The sequence below is a fragment of the uncultured Tateyamaria sp. genome (assembly GCF_947494755.1).
Classification (GTDB): Bacteria; Pseudomonadota; Alphaproteobacteria; order Rhodobacterales; family Rhodobacteraceae; genus Tateyamaria.
The window spans coordinates 33,169-49,631 of the sequence record NZ_CANLVZ010000012.1 but is presented as its reverse complement, the minus strand read 5'-3'; the positions used below and the strand labels follow the sequence as shown (position 1 = coordinate 49,631).

Here is a 16,463-nt window from a genome sequence, read left to right as displayed (position 1 = left end):
GAGGCACATAACAAGCGCGCAACGCCGCGCGGGACATAACTGGGGAGTTATTACTCACATGAAATTCACCACACTCATGGCAGGCGCTGCGCTTGCCCTTGGTCTGGCCGGTGCCGCAGTCGCGGACGGGCACGAGAAAACCAAAGTCGGCTTTGTCTATGTCGGCCCGGTCGGCGATGGCGGCTGGACTTACGAACACGATCAGGGCCGCCTCGCGGTCGAAGCGGAATTTGGCGACGCAGTCGAAACTGTGTTCGTTGAAAACGTCGCCGAAGGCCCCGACAGCGAGCGCGTGATGACGCAGATGGCGCTGGACGGTGCCGATCTGATCTTTACCACATCCTTTGGCTACATGGATCCGACCAACAACGTCGCCGCAAAGTTCCCGGATGTGAAATTCGAACACGCGACCGGCTACAAGCGCCTGCATCCCAACGTGTCGACCTATTCGGCTCGCTTTTACGAAGGGCGCGCCATTCAGGGTCACATCGCCGGCAAAATGACCAAATCCAACATCATCGGCTACATCGCCTCCTTCCCGATCCCCGAAGTGATCCGGGGCATCAACTCGGCCTATATCCACGCCAAGAAGGTGAACCCGGATGTCGAGTTCAAGATCATCTGGGCCTACACATGGTTCGACCCCTCCAAAGAGGCGGACGCGGCCAAGGTGCTGATCGAACAGGGCGCGGATGTCGTGCTGCAACACACGGACTCCACCGCACCACAAGCGGCGGCTCAGGAAGCGGGCAACGTGATCACGTTTGGCCAAGCTTCGGACATGGGCCAGTACGCGCCCCTGCCCCGCGTGTCGTCGATCATTGATGACTGGGCCCCTTACTACATCGCGCGCACCCGCGCCGTGATGGAAGGCACATGGGAGCAGAAAGACACATGGGACGGCATCGGCGCTGGCATGGTCGGTATCGGTGAAATCTCGGACGCGGTGCCTGCCGACATCAAAGCTGAGGCGCTGGAGATGAAAGCCGCCTTGGCGGACGGGTCTTATCACGCATTCACCGGCCCACTTAACAAACAGGACGGCTCACCCTTCCTGGCAGAGGGCGAAACGGCTGATGACGGCACGTTGGCTGGTATGAACTTCTTCGTCGAGGGGATCGAAGGCGACATCCCCAACTGATCCGACAGATACAATCAGAAAAAGGCCCCGTATAACGCGGGGCTTTTTTATGTGGGAAAGTGCGGGTTTTCTCCGGTCACATCAGCCGGAGAAAATCGCCTCCATCCGGGCATCGAAATAGGCCCAAGTGATGCTGGCCTTGTTGCCTGCATAGCCGTGATAGTGTGACTTGCCGGTGTCATTGGGCAAACCCGCCCAGATTTTTGCCAGATTGTTCATGAAGGCGTGCCGCTCAAGCTCCCCCGACACGAAGCGATCCAACCCCGCATCCGTCAACAGAATATCAGCCAACTGGTCCTGCACCTGTGGTGTGAACCTTGCCGAGGGATCAATGCCCGCCCTTTTGACCAAGCGGCGCAGGGTCGGCGGAATGAACTGATACCGGCCAATTGCATGGGGTTGCCCGGGGGTTGCGTCGATCCAGTCATAGATCTGTTGAACGGTCATGCTTGTCGGCGCGTCATCAGGTCGGATCGTGGCCCCATACTGGACGGCATCATAATCCTTGGGCCCGGCTTCGGCCTTGGCGATCAGGGCGCGCAGCTGATCAATGGGCCCGTCGGTTGGGGCCCGCAACGCGGCGCGCGGCTGTGCGCGGGGGGACGGTGCAAACAGGCTTTTGCCGGAAACGCCCGCAAACAGGCTGGGAGAGGCGCGTGTGTTCGGTTGGGGGGCTGCAATCAGCGGCGCACGGGCCACCATCAGACTGGCACGCGACACCATCGGCATCGCCTCGGACCAAGCCATTGCGGCCTGAACACATACCCCAACGCAGGCCAAAGGGCCCCACATCTTGCGCATAGCAACCTCATTCTGAAATCATCGCGTGGGGTCTGAATGACGCAAAGCCGTTGACAGAAGGTTGCCCGCACACGGCGCTCGGGCGGGAAATTACTTCAAATCCGATCTATACCATCGCGCGGACGCTCAGCCGTCGAGGGCGGCGCGCAGGGCTTGCAGAAAGCGGACAAGCGGCGCGTCCTGCGTCAGACAGATCGCCTGATCATAGGCAGCGCGGGCCTACGCGATCTCGCCTGCCTCGGCCAGTAAATCGGCGCGCGCGGCCCAAAGGGGCTGAACATCCGCGCCGACTGATCCCGCCACTGCATCCAATGCCGCGAGCCCCGCAGCGGGCCCGTGGACCTTGCCCGTCACCACCGCCTGCGCAACCAACGCCCCGGCCGAGGGCGCGACTTGAAGCAAAGCGAAATAGAGCTTGTTCAGCGCCGCCCAATCCGTCGCTCCGGTTGCGGCGCGGGCCATGTGGACCTGTTGGATTGCCGCCTCGATCTGGAACCGACCGGGAGCCGCATGCGCCAAGGCAGCCGCCAAATGCCCGTCCCCATAGCGCGACAGGTCCGCATCCCAAAGCGCCATATCCTGCTGGTCGGTCGGCACCAACACATCATCGACGACGCGGGCCGCGCGGCGCGCGTGGCCATAGGCGATCAACGCCGCCAATCCCCGCGCTTCAGGCAGGTCCGGCAAAAGCCTCACCAGCAGGTCAGCCAAATAGAGCGCCTCGCCGCCCATCATGTCCGACGGGGCAAGCCAATCGACTGTGTGGGCGGCATAGACCGCCTCCATCACCGCCTCAGCCCGTTCGGGCAGGGCATCAGGGCCGGGAATAACAAAGGGGATACGGGCGTCGCGGACCTTGGACTTGGCGCGCACCAACCGCTTGGTCAGGGCCGGGGCAGAGACCATGAACACGCGCGCAATCGTGGCGGCATCGAGCCCCAGAACGGTCTGCAACATCAAAGGCGTGTGCAGATCGCGCGCAATCGCGGGATGGGCGCAGACCAGCAGCAAGGCCAGGCGATCATCGGGCAGCGCGTCGGCCCCTGCGTCGTCGGGTGCGACCATCTCCGGGGACTCCTCGGGGCTGTGAAAGCGGGCGATATGGCGTTGTCGATCCGTCATGGAGTTACGCGCCACCCGCAGCAGCCATGCATCAGGAGTGTCAGGCACCCCCCGCGTCGGCCAATGGGTGAGCGCGGCGGCAAAGGCCTCGGCCAACGCATCCTCGGCCAATGCAATATCGCCCGTGCGCGCTGCCAGAAACGCGAGCAGCCGCCCATAGCTGTCCCGCGCCGCCTGTTCAGCAGCGCGGGCGGTTTGGCTCACCCCTCGCTCATGGCCGAGGGACGGATTTCAATGCGCCCATGCCGCGCGGCAGGGCATTTTTCAGCCCAGGCCAGCGCCGCATCCAGATCAGGCACATCGACGGCGAAGTAGCCACCCAACCGCTCTTTGGTTTCGGCAAAGGGGCCATCCTGCACTTGTCGGGTGCCGCCCTTCGTTGTCAGCGTCGTGGCGGTATTGACAGGCTGCAACCAGTCCGTATCCAGAAAGGCCCCCGCCTCGTTGAGGGCCGCAATGTAGGCGCCATAAAGCTGTTTCTCAGCCTCCCAATCCTCGGGTGTCATGTCGGCAAAATCTGCCGGGTCCGAGTACAGCAAAAATGTATAACGCATGGTGAAATCCTTCTTTTCAAATCGCGGTGGCCAGGTTGCCAAGGCCCCGCTCAAAAGTTTTGCCGATCATGGCGTCCATGAACAGACCCATGACGCGCCCAACCGGATTAAAGCCCATATCGGCGTCCATGCTCCACGTCACGACGACCCCGTCGGGAACGGATCGGGCGGCAATCATCTGCGTGGGCTGACCCATCGCGCCAAGGTCGATATCATAGCGCACCGCATCCTGTGACACGGCCGAAACGACCTGCGTCCCGGTCCCGTCCTTGCCATCAAAGGCAAAGCCGGAGCCGATACCGGTCTCTGGCCCGAACGGGTCGATCTTCAGATCGGGGTCGGTGCTCAGATACGGGTTGAAGCGTTGATAGCCGGTGTTCGAGGCCGCCAGCGCAAGCACCGCGTCCGCGTTCCCTGCAAGCGTCGCCTGCCGCTCAACATGTACATGGCGGGGCAGCAGCAGAGCGCCCGCAGCAAGCAGGACAACCGCACATGTGCCGCCCCCGAGAATAGTCCAAATCGTCATTATGTCCGTCCTTCAATCGATGAAAGCATCAGCGCTTTCACCAACATGACGAACGGGAACCGGGCAAATGGACATCTGCGCGAAAAAAATCACAAATGTTTGTCAAACATCTCCCAGACGGGCAGCAATCCCCTAATGCTGTCGACACTCGCCTTGAGCACACCCTGATTGCGCCAATCGGCGGGCATCGGTGCCGACACGGCCAGCGCCTTGCGCTTCAACAACACACCGTGAGGATGATCGGGCTCGTAGGGTTTGGGCACGCGCTTGAGCGGCTCAGGCCCCCAATCGCTAATCTGCGCGTCGATCGATTGTCCGGCCGCGTCAAGCGCGTCCCGAAGCCCATCCCCCCACTTGTCGACAAAGGCGCGGTAGCGGGTCAGGCTTTCGCCCTGTAACCCCATCACCCCCATACCAACGATGAAATAGTCCGGCGACAGGCCCCAGAACCAGGACGGGGCCAGCGCGTCCTTGTCCGCCGGGCTCCACATCAGATGCAGATGCGTGTTGAGCGGCGTCTTGTCATTGGAAAACCGTACATCGCGGTAGATGCGGAACACTTTGGGGCTGTGGGGTTTGCCAGTCAGGCGGGCAATATCCTCGGCCATCAGGTCCGCAAATAAGCCGGCGGGGGCTGCGATGGCGTCCTTGTAATGGGCCTTGTGCGGCTCGAACCAGTCTTTGGTGTTGTTCTTGTCCAGCTTGGTGAAAAAGGTCAGCGCCTCGTCCACCATCTGCTCAAATCCATCGGCCATCGGGGTCACTCCCTCTCGTCGTGTCAGGCGGAAGGTTAGCATCGCGGCCCACCCGAACAACAGGATTTCCGCAGAGACCCGGGATTTCACATTGCGCGCACGGCACCCACATGGCACGAATTTCACCATGATCAGCGCACCCAACGGCACCCCGCTTTCGCCCCTGACCTTTGGCACGATGCAATTCGGTGGCAACGCGGATGCCCATGCCAGTCGGGCCACGTTCGACGCCGCCCGCGCCGCCGGGATCACGCATTTCGACACCGCTTTCGTCTATACAGGCGGGCAGTCCGAAACCCTGCTTGGGCAGATGATCAAGGACGACCGGGACGGCCTGATCATCGCAACCAAAGCCGCCTATGACGGCGGATCGAGCCGCGCCAATATCCTGTCAGGTTTTGCGACCTCGCAACAACGCCTGGAACTGGATTGTGTCGACATCCTGTATCTGCACCGCTTTGACGATGATACGCCCTTGCAGGAAACCTTTGACGCGCTCGCGACCCTCAAACACGAGGGCCGGATCAAGCATATCGGCGTCTCCAACTTTGCGGCCTGGCAAGTGGTCAAGGCACAGGGGGTGGCCGCCCAGTTCGATGTGCGCATCGACATCGTGCAGCCCATGCACAGCCTTGTAAAGCGGCAAGCCGAGGTCGAGATTTTCCCGATGTGCATCGATCTCGGGATCGAGATTGCGCCTTACTCTCCGCTCGGGGGTGGGTTGCTGACGGGCAAATACGCTGATGGCGGCACCGGGCGACTGACCCAGGATGAACGGTATACCGCGCGCTATGATGTGGACTGGATGCACAAGGCAGCCCGGCAACTGACCGCACTTGCCGCCGATCTGGGCACCAGTCCCGCAACCCTCGCCGTCGCTTGGGCCATGGCGCACCCCGCGCGCCCCCGGCCCATCATTTCAGCGCGTAACGTGGACCAGTTGGCCCCCTCGCTGGCCGCGCTCGGCTTTGACATGACGCGCGACCTTTATGATCGGATCACAGCCCTCAGCGTGACACCGCCCCCCGCCACCGACCGCATCGAAGAGGCATGAGGGACGTCATCGTCATCGGCGGCGGGATCGCCGGCGTCTCTGCCGCTGCGCGCCTGTCCGAACACGCCACCGTCACATTGATCGAGGCCGAAAGCGTGCTTGGCTATCACGCCTCTGGCCGCTCTGCCGCGCTGTTTGAAGAAAACTATGGCTGCCCGTCCGTTGTGGCGCTCAACCGCGCCAGTGCGGCATTTCACCAGCCGTATCTCAGCCCACGAGGTTTTCTTCTGCTTGGCCGTGCGGGTGAGGATGCGGGCTTTGACGCTGACCTGAAAGCGCTGCAAACGCAGGAGATTTCGGTCGATACCGCACGGGCGCATGTGCCGATCCTGAACGACACCATCACCCGCGCCGCCTATCACAACGGGGCGCAAGACATCGACACCGACCGGATGATACAGGACTTTGCGAGACATCTGCGCGCGAACGGGGGCCGGATCATCACGGGCCAACCGGTCCACGCAATCAGCCATGCCCGGCATTGGACAGTGCAATACGGAACGGACCAGCTCACAGCCCGTACGCTGGTAAATGCAGCAGGCGCGTGGGCCGACACGATTGCAGAGATGGCCGGGATCAAGCCCGTAGGGATCACCCCGATGCGCCGCTCGATGGCGCGGATACCGGCACCGGGCGGGCACGACGTGTCAGGCTGGCCGATCTTTTTCGGCGTGGGCGAGACATGGTATGCCAAACCGGATGCGGGCAAACTGCTCGTCTCCCCTGCGGACGAAGACCCGATAGCTGCGCAGGACGCGTGGGCCGAAGACATGGTCATCGCCGAAGGGCTGGACCGATACGGCCAGCACGTCACCACACCCGTTTCCCGTGTCGAAACCACCTGGGCCGGTTTGCGTAGCTTTGCACCGGATCGCACGCTGGTATTGGGGCCAGACCCGGCCAACCACTCATTCATTTGGTGTGCGGGCCAAGGCGGATACGGATTTTCCACGGCCCCCGCCGCGAGCCAGCTTGTTGCCGACCTCGCTCTGGGTCATGCTTGCGCCGTGGACGCAGATGTCATCACCGCCCTCTCTCCCGCCCGATTCTGATCACGAAAGGGACATTCATGTTCAAACGCGTCATCGCCGCCCTTGCCCTCCTGGCCGCCTGCACCAGCACCCCGGCCCCCACGCCCTTTTCCGGGCCCATGGTGATCGGCGACAGCGACCCGGTGCGGTTTTCGGGCCGTCAGCCCACGACTTTTCCCGTGCGTGGTATGGACGCCGCGCGGTTCCAGACCTTTGTAGACTGGCCACGCGCCAAAGCCGTCGGCATTGAATTTGTATTCCTCAAAGCAACCGAAGGCGGCGACCTGCTGGACATCAAGTTCAAGGATCACTGGGCCGGGGCGGCGCAGGCTGGCATCAAACGAGGAGCCTACCATTTCTACTATTTCTGCACGTCTCCGGAGGTACAGGCGCAGTTCTTTATCGACACCGTGCCCCGCACACGTGGCACATTGCCCCCGGTGCTGGACATGGAATGGAACCCGTTTTCACCCACCTGCCAGCGGCGACCCGCTGCCGCCACGGTGCGCGATGAAATGCAACGCTGGATCAACATCGTGCAGGCACATTATGGCCAAGCGCCGATCATCTACACAACGCCACGGTTCTATAAGGAGAACGAGCTGGCGGCCTTCCGCAACACCGAGTTCTGGCTGCGCACCACCGCCAAAACTCCTGCCGAGGCTTTCCCGGGCCAAAAGTGGACGTTCTGGCAGTACACCTCGACAGGGACGCTGCCCAACACGCCGGGCGCCATTGATATCAACGCGTTCAACGGATCGACGGCGGCGTGGGAGGCATGGCTGGAGCGGCGCACGCTACGTTAGGGTCGGTGGGCGGGCGCATTTGCCAATCGGCAAACAGAACCGCCCGACCGGCACTTATCCATCCTTGCGGATCGTCTCGTTCTTGGGGTCGTAGGGACTGTCGACGACAATCTCGGCGTCCCACATCTGGTCCAGCATCTTTACCTTCAACTTGGTGCCCGGCACCGCCAGATCGGGGCTGACATAGCCCATCCCGATGGACTTGCCGAAAGCCACGGAATACCCGCCCGAGGTCAAACGACCCACACGCGTGTCGCCGTGATAGAGCACCTCGCGCCCCCATGGGTCCGCATCCTCTGGCCCGTCGATCAAAACGGTCACGCATTTCGAACGCACGCCAAGCGCCTCCATCGCCGCCTTGCCGTGGAAGTCCTTGCTGAGGTCCACAAAGCGGGGCAGATCCGCCTCCAAAGGCGTCGCATCCCGGCCCAACTCGGTCCCGAAGGCGCGATAGGATTTCTCCTGCCGCAACCAGTTCTGCGCCCGCGCCCCGACCAGCTTCATGCCGTGTGGCTCTCCGGCGGCAAGCAGTTGATCCCAAAGGTAATTCTGCATCTCAATCGGGTGGTGCAACTCCCAGCCCAGCTCACCGGTATAGGCCACGCGGATCGCGCGCACCGGGCACATCCCCAACTCGATATTGCGCATTGTCAGCCACGGGAACCGCTTGTTGGACAGGACAGTCGACGGATCGCCGTCCTTGACCAGCGCGTTCAGCACATCGCGTGACTTCGGCCCGGCAATTGCGAACACACCCCATTGGGTTGTTACGTCATGGCACTCAATATAACCAAACTCGGGCGCTTTATCCTCAATCGCCTTGCGCAGATAATCACTGTCATAGGCCGTCCAGGCCCCCGCGCTCACGAGGTAATATTCGTCCTGCGCAATGCGCACGATGGTATATTCCGTCCGCGTCGTACCCGCGCCCGTCAGCGCATAGGTCAGGTTGATGCGCCCCACCGAGGGCAGCTTGTTGCAGGTGAACCAATCCAGAAACGCGGTCGCGCCGGGCCCTTTGACCACATGTTTGGTAAAGGCCGTCGCGTCGATCAGGCCGACGCCCTCACGGATCGCCCTAGCCTCCTCCACCGCATATTGCCACCACCCGCCACGGCGGAACGACCGCGTATCATGGTCGAAGTTCTCGGGCGCGTCGATTGGCCCATAGTAATTAGGCCGCTCCCACCCGTTCACGAACCCAAACTGCGCGCCCTTGGCCGCCTGACGGTCATAGGCGGGCGAGGTGCGCAGGGGGCGGCAGGCGGGTCGCTCTTCGTCGGGATGGTGCAGGATATAGACGTGGTCGTAACACTCCTCGTTCTTGCGCGCCGCGAACTCGGTCGTCATCCAGTCGCCGTAACGTTTGGGATCAAGCGAAGCCATGTCGATCTCGGCCTCTCCGTCCACCATCAGCTGCGCAAGGTAGTACCCCGTGCCACCGGCGGCCGTGATCCCAAAGGAAAAGCCCTCAGCCAGCCACATGTTGCGCAAGCCTGGCGCGGGGCCGACCAGCGGGTTGCCGTCCGGCGTGTAACAGATCGGCCCGTTGAAATCGTCCTTTAGGCCCGAGTCCTCGCAAGACGGAATCCGGTGGATCATCGCCATGTACTGCTCTTCGATCCGCTCAAGATCCAGCTGGAAGAGGTCGGCGCGGAAGCTGTCCGGCACGCCATATTCAAACCGCGCAGGCGCGTTTTTCTCATATACCCCCAAAATCCAGCCGCCGCGTTCCTCGCGGACATAGGACTGCGCGTCCGCATCGCGAATGACGGGATGTTCCACATTGCCCTCGGCGCGAAACTTCACCAACTCGGGGTCCTGCTCCATCACGATGAACTGGTGTTCGACGGGGATGGCAGGCATCTTGATGCCCAGCATCTTGGCGGTGCGCTGTGCATGGTTACCGCTGGCGGTGACGACATGTTCGGCGGTGATCACCTGCTGCTCGTCCGAGGGGATCAGGTTGCCGCCTTTTTCGACCATCTTGGTGACGGTGACCTCCCAGGCCTCGCCATTCCAGTGAAAAGCGTCCGCCTGCCACTTCCGTTCGATCATCACGCCGCGCTGCCGCGCCCCCTTGGCCATCGCCATGGTGACATCTGCGGGATTAATATAGCCGTCGGTCTGGTGATACAGCGCGCCCTTCAGATCCTCGGTGCGGATCAGGGGCCACTTCGCCTTGATCTGGTCGGGGGTCATGAACTCATAAGGCACCCCGCAGGTCTCGGCGGTCGAGGCATAGAGCATGTATTCGTCCATACGCTCGTCCGTCTGGGCCATGCGCAGGTTGCCGACAACGGCGAAACCGGCGTTCAGCCCAGTCTCTTCCTCAAGTGTCTTGTAGAACTTGATCGAGTAGTCGTGGATGTGGGTCGTGGCGTAGGACATGTTGAAATAGGGCAGCAGGCCAGCCGCGTGCCAGGTGGAGCCGGACGTCAACTCGTCCCGCTCGAGAAGCATCACATCATCCCAGCCCGCGCGGGCCAGATGGTAGGCAATCGACGTGCCCACAGCGCCACCGCCGACCACAAGCGCCTTCACATGCGTTTTCATGTCCCCGAATCCCTCAAAAACCTGTTGAGCCATTACTAGAAAATGCGCGACAAACCCGCGCGAGCAAGCCGACCGCTCAGTAGACAAAAACGACTCCGGGTCGCGTGTGTCATTAAGCAGATCAGCGCGGCAGGACGGCCGCAGAGCGTACCAAAGCCGCGCGTCGCGTCATCTTTCTGGCGCTACGTGCCTCCGCGAGGCGCAAAAATCTTGCCGGGGTTCATGATATTGTGCGGATCAAGCGCCCCCTTGATGGCAGCCATGTATTCCGTCGCTGCGCCAAGTTCCTTGACGAGGTAGGGCATCTTGCCCTGCCCGATCCCGTGCTCCCCGGTGCAGGTGCCATCCATGCGGATCGCCTCATCCGCGAGATAGGCAGTGAATTCCTCGGCGCGGGCGACCTCACCCGCATCCTCCATGTCGATCAGCACCAGTGAATGGAAATTCCCGTCCCCCACATGCCCCACGATGGGTGCCAACAGACCCAATTCTTCGGCCTTGGCCTGCGCGCCTGTCACGGCCTCTGCGAGCCGCGAAATCGGCACGCACACATCCGTGGAAATGCCCTGCGCACCGGGGCGCAGTTGCAGCGTCGCCCAATAAAGATCGTGGCGCGCCTTCCACAGCTTGTTCCGCTCTTCCGCCGTTGCGGTGGTGGCGAAATCCGTCCCACCCGCGTCTTCGGCGATGGAGCCGAACATCTCGGCCTGTTCTTTCACCCCGTTGTCCGAGCCGTGAAATTCCAGCAGCAACAGCGGTGTTTCAGGCAAATCCAGCCCCGCATAGGCATTGGCCGCGCGCACGTTCAGCGCGTCCATCAGCTCGATCCGGGCAACCGGGATGCCGTATTGAATCGTCGTCATCACCGCCTGACAGGCCGCATCGATCGACGGGAACGACATGCGTGCTGCCGAGATCGCCTCGGGGATGCCCTGCAATTTCAGCGTGATCTCGGTGATCAGCCCCAACGTGCCTTCGGACCCGATCAGCAGCCGGGTCAAATCATAGCCGGCGGACGTCTTCTTCGCCCGCTGCGCCGTGCGGATCACGCGACCATCCGCCATCACCGCCTCAAGGCTCAGCACGTTGTCCTTCATCGTCCCGTAGCGCACCGCGTTGGTGCCGGATGCACGGGTCGAGGCCATGCCCCCAAGCGAGGCATTGGCACCCGGATCAATCGGAAAGAAGAGGCCGCGATCGCGCAGATAGGTGTTGAGCTGTTCGCGCGTCACGCCAGGTTGTACGACGCAATCCAGATCCTCGTTGTTGACGCACACGATCTGATCCATCTGGGTCAGATCCACCGAAATCCCCCCGGCAGGCGCGTTCACATGCCCCTCAAGCGAGGTGCCGGTGCCGTAGGGAATGACGGGCACACGGTGCGTCGCGCAGACCTTGACGATGTCGGACACCTCTTGGGTCGAGGTCGGAAAAACCACCGCATCCGGGGCCTGCGCGCGGATATAGGTGGTCGTGTGCGCATGCTGGTCGCGCATGGCCTGCCCGGTGTGAAACCGATCCCCGAATTGCTGTTTCAGCACCCCGAGTGCGGTCGCAATCCCGTCCTCATTGCGTGGCAGATCAATCGCTTGCGCCATATCCGTCGTCTCCCCTTGGCAACAAGGCTCAGTCGCCCAGTGCAATCCCTTCACGGCGCGGATCAGCGCCGCCTTTCAGCCCGTCCGGCCCGATCTGGATCGCGTGCAGCCCGGAATTGAGGCCGCGCACGTTGACCTCAAACCCCATCGCCTCAAGCGCGGGGGCCAGATCGGCAGCAGTTGTGCCTTCCTCGAAATCATACGTGCCGAAGCGGTTCACCGCATGTGGCAGATCAATGGCCGCCTGCACGTCCATACCCCAGTCAAGATGGGCGATGATGGCCTTTGCCGTATAGCCGATGATGCGGCTGCCGCCGGGGCTCCCGATGGCCAGCACGGGCGCGCCGTCCTTCATCACGATGGTGGGCGACATGGACGAGCGGGGCCGCTTGCCCGGCGCAATCGCATTGGCGATTGGTACCCCTTCGGCATGGGTGCGAAAGCTGAAGTCCGTCAACTCGTTGTTCAGCAGGAAGCCATGCACCATCAGCCGCGAGCCGAACGCGTTTTCGATGGTGGTCGTCATCGAGGCAACGTTGCCAAAGCTGTCGACGATGGAGATATGCGAGGTCGAGGGCAGTTCGAGGCTTTCATCATCCGCCCAGTTCGATGCGTGATCAAAGCCGGGATTGCCCGGAGGTGTCGTGCTCAGCGCCGTATCCCCGCCCAGCAATGCCGCGCGCGCCGCGAGATAGTCAGGGTCCACCAGCCCCGCCGTCGGCATGGGCACGAAATCACTGTCGGCCATGAACCGTCCCCGATCCGCGAAGGCAAGGCGCGAGGCGTCCCCGATCAATCGCCAGCTTTCGGTGTTTTCTGCGCCTAAAGTGGCCAGATCATAATTGTCCAGCATCCCCAGGATTTGCCCGACCGTCAGCGCGCCCGAAGACGGAGGCCCCATGCCGCAGACCTCATGCGCGCGGTAGGTGGCACAGACGGGCGCGCGTTCCTTCACTTCGTAGATCGACAAATCGACCGCGGACAGAACACCGGGATTGGACGCATGGCCTGTTACCGTGGCCACGATATCCTCGGCGATTTGCCCGGTATAGAACGCATCCGCGCCACCTGCCGCCATAGCGCGCAACGTCTTGGCATAGTCCGCGTTGATCAGCGTGTCGCCCGCCTTCACCGCCACGCCTTCTGGATAGAAGTAGGCGGCGGTGACATCCGATGCGACCGTCAGACGCTCGGCATCGCCCTCCACCAGCCCGGCGAGACGGGGCGAGACGACAAAGCCGCCCTCGGCATGATCAATAGCCGCGTCAAAGAGACCCTCCCACGGCTGACTGCCCCACTTGTCATGCACCAACTGCAACAACGCAGGCGTGCCGGGCGTCCCGACGGACCGTCCGCCCACGACCGCGTCGAAAAAGCCCATCGGCTCGCCGCCGTCTGTCTGGAACAGTGTCGGTGTGGCCGCCAAGGGCGCGGTTTCGCGGGCATCGAGTGTCGTCAACTCCCCCGCCTCGGCATCGTACCAGACCAGAAACGCGCCTCCGCCCAGACCCGAAGATTGCGGCTCGACCAGACCCAACACTGTCTGCACCGCGACCAGCGCATCCGCTGCGGTGCCACCTTCGGCCAACACATCAACGCCCGCCTGCACAGCCAGTGGGTTCGCCGCCGAGACCATGTAAGTCGCGGCAGAGACCGGTGTGCCCGCCTCTTTCGCCGCCTGCGACGCGGCAGCGGCGTCGGACAGGACAGCACCCGCGCCCTCGGTGCCGGATTCCGGTTGTACCGCATCGGCGGTCTGTTGGGCCAGCGCAGCCCCCGCGATCAGAGAAAAAGCAACAGTCAGACAAAAGCGCATGTGGTCTCTCCTTGGGTCAAAATCTCTCGGGAACAGACCGCCCCCGAGGTCTTACAGCATAGATGGCACAACCTGATCGGGCGGGCGGTGGCCATCATCGAAGGTCTTGATGTTGATGATGACCTTTTCGCCCATCTCGACCCGGCTTTCGCGGGTGGCCGAGCCCATATGGGGCAACAGGACCACGTTTTTCAGTTCGCGCAGACGCGGGTTCACCTCGGTGCCCTTTTCGTAAACATCCAGACCCGCTCCCGCGATCTCGCCCGCGCGCAGCATCCGGGTGAGTGCGTTTTCGTCGATCACCTCACCGCGCGACGTGTTCACGATCACCGCATCCTCTTTCATCAGCTTGAGGCGGCGGGCGTTCATCAGATGAAAGGTCGAGGGCGTGTGCGGGCAGTTGATCGACAACACGTCCATGCGCGCCACCATCTGATCGAGGCTTTCCCACCATGTCGCCTCCAGATCCGCTTCGATCTCCGGGCGCAGACGGCGGCGGTTGTGATAGTGGACCTGCATGCCGAATGCGGCGGCGCGCCGTGCGACGGCCTGCCCGATCCGGCCCATGCCCAGAATGCCCAGACGACGGCCCGCAACACGGCCCCCAAGTAAGGCGGTCGGTGCCCATCCGTCCCATGTGCCCGACTGCATGGCCGCCAGCCCTTCGGGCAGACGCCGTGTGACGGCGAGGATCAGGCCCATCGTCATGTCAGCAGTATCATCGGTCAGAACGCCCGGCGTATTAGACACAAGGATGCCGCGCTGGCGGGCCGTGGCCACATCAATATTGTCGACCCCCGCGCCGTAATTCGCGATCAGTTTCAGGCGATCCCCCGCCTGCCCGATCATCGCGCCATCAACCGTGTCAGTGATCGTGGGCACCAGCACATCCGCTGATTTCATCGCCTCCACAAGCTGCGTCCGGGTCATGGGTGCGTCACTGTCGCGCAGTGTGACGTCGAACAACTCACTCAACCGGGTCTCAACCTCGGCGGGCAACCGTCGCGTAACAACAACACTCAGACGATCCTTTGGCATGTGGGCCCTCCCTGACCTTGGCGTACGCGCCGTTTCCATGGCATGGTGGCGGATGTGAGCACGAGGCACAAGAACCTCGGCCATATTCAAGAGGCGCGTGATGAGCAGAACTTCTCTGATGGGATTGCCCGGACGGTTTGCGGCGGTGATATGCGCAGTGATGTGCATGCTTGCACCCGTCGCCGCGCAGGACGTGGGGCCGGTTACGAACCTGCCTCTGCCCCGCTTTGTCTCGCTCAAGGCCGCCGAAGGCAATGTGCGCCGTGGTCCGTCGCTGACGCACCGTATCGACTGGGTGTTTCAACGCCGCGACATGCCCCTGCGCATCACCGCAGAACACGGCCACTGGCGCCGGGTCGAAGACCGCGATGGCCTTGGCGGCTGGATCCACTATTCGCTTTTGTCGGGTACCCGTACCGTGATCATCGAACAGGACATGATGACCCTGCGCAGCCGCCCCGAACCCCAGGCCCCCGTCACCGCCGCCCTTGAGGCGGGCGTTATTGCCCGCCTTGGCAAATGCGATCTGGAGTGGTGCCGCGTGTCCTCGGCAGGATACAAAGGCTGGGTGCCCAAAGCGCGGCTTTGGGGTGTGGCCATGGACGAAGTGCGCGACTAAAGCATTTCTGTTTGAACCTGAAGCGCTTGGGATCCCCATGAGGTTTCAGATGTGATTCATCCTGCTTGGGAGAATGGATCATGTCAGCACCGTTACCCTTGGCACTCTAGACGCGGATTCAGAGGTATATTGAAGAAGGGTTAAGCGGGCGCGCGGCGGCGTTGCGTCTGAGGCTGTCACCGGCGACAGGTGCGCGATGGGCGCGCCAGGTAAGAACCAAGGGCCACGCGGAACCCGCACCCCAGGGACCGCCGCGCGGCAAAGGCAAGCTGGCACCGCATCAGGCTTTCCTTGAGGAGTTGATCGCACTGGACCCTGACATCACCCTCTTCGAGCTACGCGACGCTCTGGCCGAGGCAGAGGGCGTGCAAGTGCATCACTCTTCCATCGCCAACCTACTGTCCCGTCTCGAGTTCACGTACAAAAAAAGTCGCTGGTCGCGAGCGAACGTCGTCGCGCCAAGGTAAGGCAGCAGCGCGGCGATTGGTTCAAGCATCGCCTGCCCGCCATCTCTGAGATACCAAACCGTGTTGTCCTTATTGACGAAACCGCAGTGAAGTCGAACCTGAACCGCCTGCGAGGCAGGGCGAAACGGGGTGAACGCCTGACCATGGACGCGCCCTTCGGAAGTTGGGGAACGCAGACCCTGATCGCGGGTCTGACGCAAGATGCCCTGATCGCGCCATGGGTCATCAAGGGCGCAATTGACGGCCCGGCATTTGCCGCCTACTTCCGCGAGGTGCTTGTCCCCAAGATCGCGCCCGGCACCGTCGTCATCCTCGACAACCTGGCCACGCATCGGAACAAGGACGCGGCGCAGGCCTTGCGCGACCACGGCTGCTGGTTCCTCTACCTGCCACCGTACTCGCCTGATCTGAACCCCATCGAGCTGGCATACTTGAAGCTCAAAGCCCACCTGCGACGGATCGGGGCAAGAACTTTCACCGAGGTCTTCGACGCTATCGGATCAATCTGCGATCTCTACGATCCAGAAGAGTGCTGGAACTACTTCAAGGCTCCCGGATATGCCTCAGGTTAATGTCGAA

General features: G+C 62.3%; 15 protein-coding genes. 6 read left to right on the top strand and 9 right to left on the bottom strand.

What is annotated here, in order from left to right:
• Positions 1-58 precede the first annotated feature (58 nt).
• Positions 59-1,141 carry a BMP family ABC transporter substrate-binding protein gene (locus Q0908_RS14780; RefSeq protein WP_299285996.1) on the top strand — a complete coding sequence of 361 codons (1,083 nt, stop codon included), beginning with the start codon at positions 59-61 and terminating at the stop codon, positions 1,139-1,141.
• 81 nt (positions 1,142-1,222) lie between these two features.
• Here the strand turns inward: Q0908_RS14780 and Q0908_RS14775 are convergent, their stop codons facing one another.
• From Q0908_RS14775 to Q0908_RS14755, 5 genes are all read right to left on the bottom strand, one after another.
• A complete protein-coding gene (locus tag Q0908_RS14775) occupies positions 1,223-1,942 on the bottom strand; it encodes a hypothetical protein (protein WP_299285993.1) in 720 nt (239 codons plus the stop codon).
• Positions 1,943-2,161: 219 nt separating this feature from the next.
• Positions 2,162-3,268, bottom strand: a complete 1,107-nt coding sequence (locus Q0908_RS14770) for a DUF6596 domain-containing protein (protein WP_299285990.1) — start codon at positions 3,266-3,268, stop codon at positions 2,162-2,164.
• Positions 3,265-3,618, bottom strand: coding sequence for a YciI family protein (locus tag Q0908_RS14765; protein ID WP_299285987.1), 354 nt, complete (start codon positions 3,616-3,618; stop codon positions 3,265-3,267). The genes Q0908_RS14770 and Q0908_RS14765 overlap by 4 nt, the downstream gene beginning before the upstream one ends.
• A gap of 16 nt (positions 3,619-3,634) precedes the next feature.
• Positions 3,635-4,144: an SRPBCC family protein gene (locus Q0908_RS14760; protein WP_299285984.1), complete on the bottom strand. Its 510-nt coding sequence runs from the start codon at positions 4,142-4,144 to the stop codon at positions 3,635-3,637.
• An 89-nt stretch (positions 4,145-4,233) separates the two neighbouring features.
• Positions 4,234-4,899, bottom strand: a complete 666-nt coding sequence (locus tag Q0908_RS14755; RefSeq protein ID WP_299285981.1) for a TIGR02453 family protein — start codon at positions 4,897-4,899, stop codon at positions 4,234-4,236.
• Positions 4,900-5,026: 127 nt separating this feature from the next.
• Between Q0908_RS14755 and Q0908_RS14750 the strand changes: the two genes are divergently transcribed.
• The 3 genes from Q0908_RS14750 to Q0908_RS14740 are packed head-to-tail and all read left to right on the top strand — an operon-like array spanning position 5,027 to position 7,790.
• Complete coding sequence (locus Q0908_RS14750) at positions 5,027-5,953, top strand: aldo/keto reductase (protein WP_299285978.1); 927 nt, start codon at positions 5,027-5,029, stop codon at positions 5,951-5,953.
• Complete coding sequence (locus tag Q0908_RS14745) at positions 5,950-7,005, top strand: FAD-dependent oxidoreductase (protein WP_299285975.1); 1,056 nt, start codon at positions 5,950-5,952, stop codon at positions 7,003-7,005. Before Q0908_RS14750 ends, Q0908_RS14745 begins: the two co-directional genes overlap by 4 nt.
• A 17-nt stretch (positions 7,006-7,022) precedes the next feature.
• Positions 7,023-7,790, top strand: a complete 768-nt coding sequence (locus Q0908_RS14740; protein WP_299285972.1) for a GH25 family lysozyme — start codon at positions 7,023-7,025, stop codon at positions 7,788-7,790.
• Positions 7,791-7,844: 54 nt separating this feature from the next.
• On the opposite strand, the gene Q0908_RS14735 is transcribed toward Q0908_RS14740, so the two are convergent.
• The 4 genes from Q0908_RS14735 to Q0908_RS14720 form a co-directional block, all read right to left on the bottom strand.
• Positions 7,845-10,346 (bottom strand): FAD-dependent oxidoreductase, encoded by a 2,502-nt coding sequence (locus Q0908_RS14735; protein WP_299285969.1) that lies wholly within the window; start codon positions 10,344-10,346, stop codon positions 7,845-7,847.
• Positions 10,347-10,528: 182 nt separating this feature from the next.
• On the bottom strand, positions 10,529-11,944 hold the full coding sequence (locus Q0908_RS14730) for an FAD-linked oxidase C-terminal domain-containing protein (protein WP_299285966.1): 1,416 nt from the start codon (positions 11,942-11,944) through the stop codon (positions 10,529-10,531).
• 28 nt (positions 11,945-11,972) lie between these two features.
• Complete coding sequence (gene ggt, locus Q0908_RS14725) at positions 11,973-13,760, bottom strand: gamma-glutamyltransferase (RefSeq protein WP_299285962.1); 1,788 nt, start codon at positions 13,758-13,760, stop codon at positions 11,973-11,975.
• Positions 13,761-13,811: 51 nt separating this feature from the next.
• The gene (locus tag Q0908_RS14720; protein WP_299285959.1) at positions 13,812-14,798 is read right to left on the bottom strand and encodes a D-glycerate dehydrogenase; all 987 of its coding nucleotides are present in this window, start codon (positions 14,796-14,798) and stop codon (positions 13,812-13,814) included.
• Between the two features lie 160 nt (positions 14,799-14,958).
• Between Q0908_RS14720 and Q0908_RS14715 the strand changes: the two genes are divergently transcribed.
• Together Q0908_RS14715 and Q0908_RS14710 are read left to right on the top strand one after the other, a co-directional pair.
• Positions 14,959-15,417, top strand: coding sequence for an SH3 domain-containing protein (locus Q0908_RS14715; protein WP_299286241.1), 459 nt, complete (start codon positions 14,959-14,961; stop codon positions 15,415-15,417).
• Between the two features lie 116 nt (positions 15,418-15,533).
• Positions 15,534-16,456 (top strand): IS630 family transposase gene (locus Q0908_RS14710; RefSeq protein WP_299286238.1). Its coding sequence is split into 2 segments (ribosomal slippage): positions 15,534-15,839 and positions 15,842-16,456, totalling 921 coding nucleotides; the frame shifts between segments, so codons are not numbered across the junction.
• Positions 16,457-16,463 lie beyond the last annotated feature (7 nt).

Excerpts from the sequence above, each read along its gene's own strand:
- Q0908_RS14780 (WP_299285996.1), top strand. The coding sequence starts at position 59 with ATGAAATTCACCACACTCATGGCAGGCGCTGCGCTTGCCCTTGGTCTG.
- Q0908_RS14775 (WP_299285993.1), bottom strand. The coding sequence starts at position 1,942 with ATGCGCAAGATGTGGGGCCCTTTGGCCTGCGTTGGGGTATGTGTTCAG.
- Q0908_RS14765 (WP_299285987.1), bottom strand. The coding sequence starts at position 3,618 with ATGCGTTATACATTTTTGCTGTACTCGGACCCGGCAGATTTTGCCGAC.
- Q0908_RS14760 (WP_299285984.1), bottom strand. The coding sequence starts at position 4,144 with ATGACGATTTGGACTATTCTCGGGGGCGGCACATGTGCGGTTGTCCTG.
- Q0908_RS14755 (WP_299285981.1), bottom strand. The coding sequence starts at position 4,899 with ATGGCCGATGGATTTGAGCAGATGGTGGACGAGGCGCTGACCTTTTTC.
- Q0908_RS14750 (WP_299285978.1), top strand. The coding sequence starts at position 5,027 with ATGATCAGCGCACCCAACGGCACCCCGCTTTCGCCCCTGACCTTTGGC.
- Q0908_RS14745 (WP_299285975.1), top strand. The coding sequence starts at position 5,950 with ATGAGGGACGTCATCGTCATCGGCGGCGGGATCGCCGGCGTCTCTGCC.
- Q0908_RS14740 (WP_299285972.1), top strand. The coding sequence starts at position 7,023 with ATGTTCAAACGCGTCATCGCCGCCCTTGCCCTCCTGGCCGCCTGCACC.
- Q0908_RS14735 (WP_299285969.1), bottom strand. The coding sequence starts at position 10,346 with ATGAAAACGCATGTGAAGGCGCTTGTGGTCGGCGGTGGCGCTGTGGGC.
- Q0908_RS14730 (WP_299285966.1), bottom strand. The coding sequence starts at position 11,944 with ATGGCGCAAGCGATTGATCTGCCACGCAATGAGGACGGGATTGCGACC.
- ggt (WP_299285962.1), bottom strand. The coding sequence starts at position 13,760 with ATGCGCTTTTGTCTGACTGTTGCTTTTTCTCTGATCGCGGGGGCTGCG.
- Q0908_RS14720 (WP_299285959.1), bottom strand. The coding sequence starts at position 14,798 with ATGCCAAAGGATCGTCTGAGTGTTGTTGTTACGCGACGGTTGCCCGCC.
- Q0908_RS14715 (WP_299286241.1), top strand. The coding sequence starts at position 14,959 with ATGTGCATGCTTGCACCCGTCGCCGCGCAGGACGTGGGGCCGGTTACG.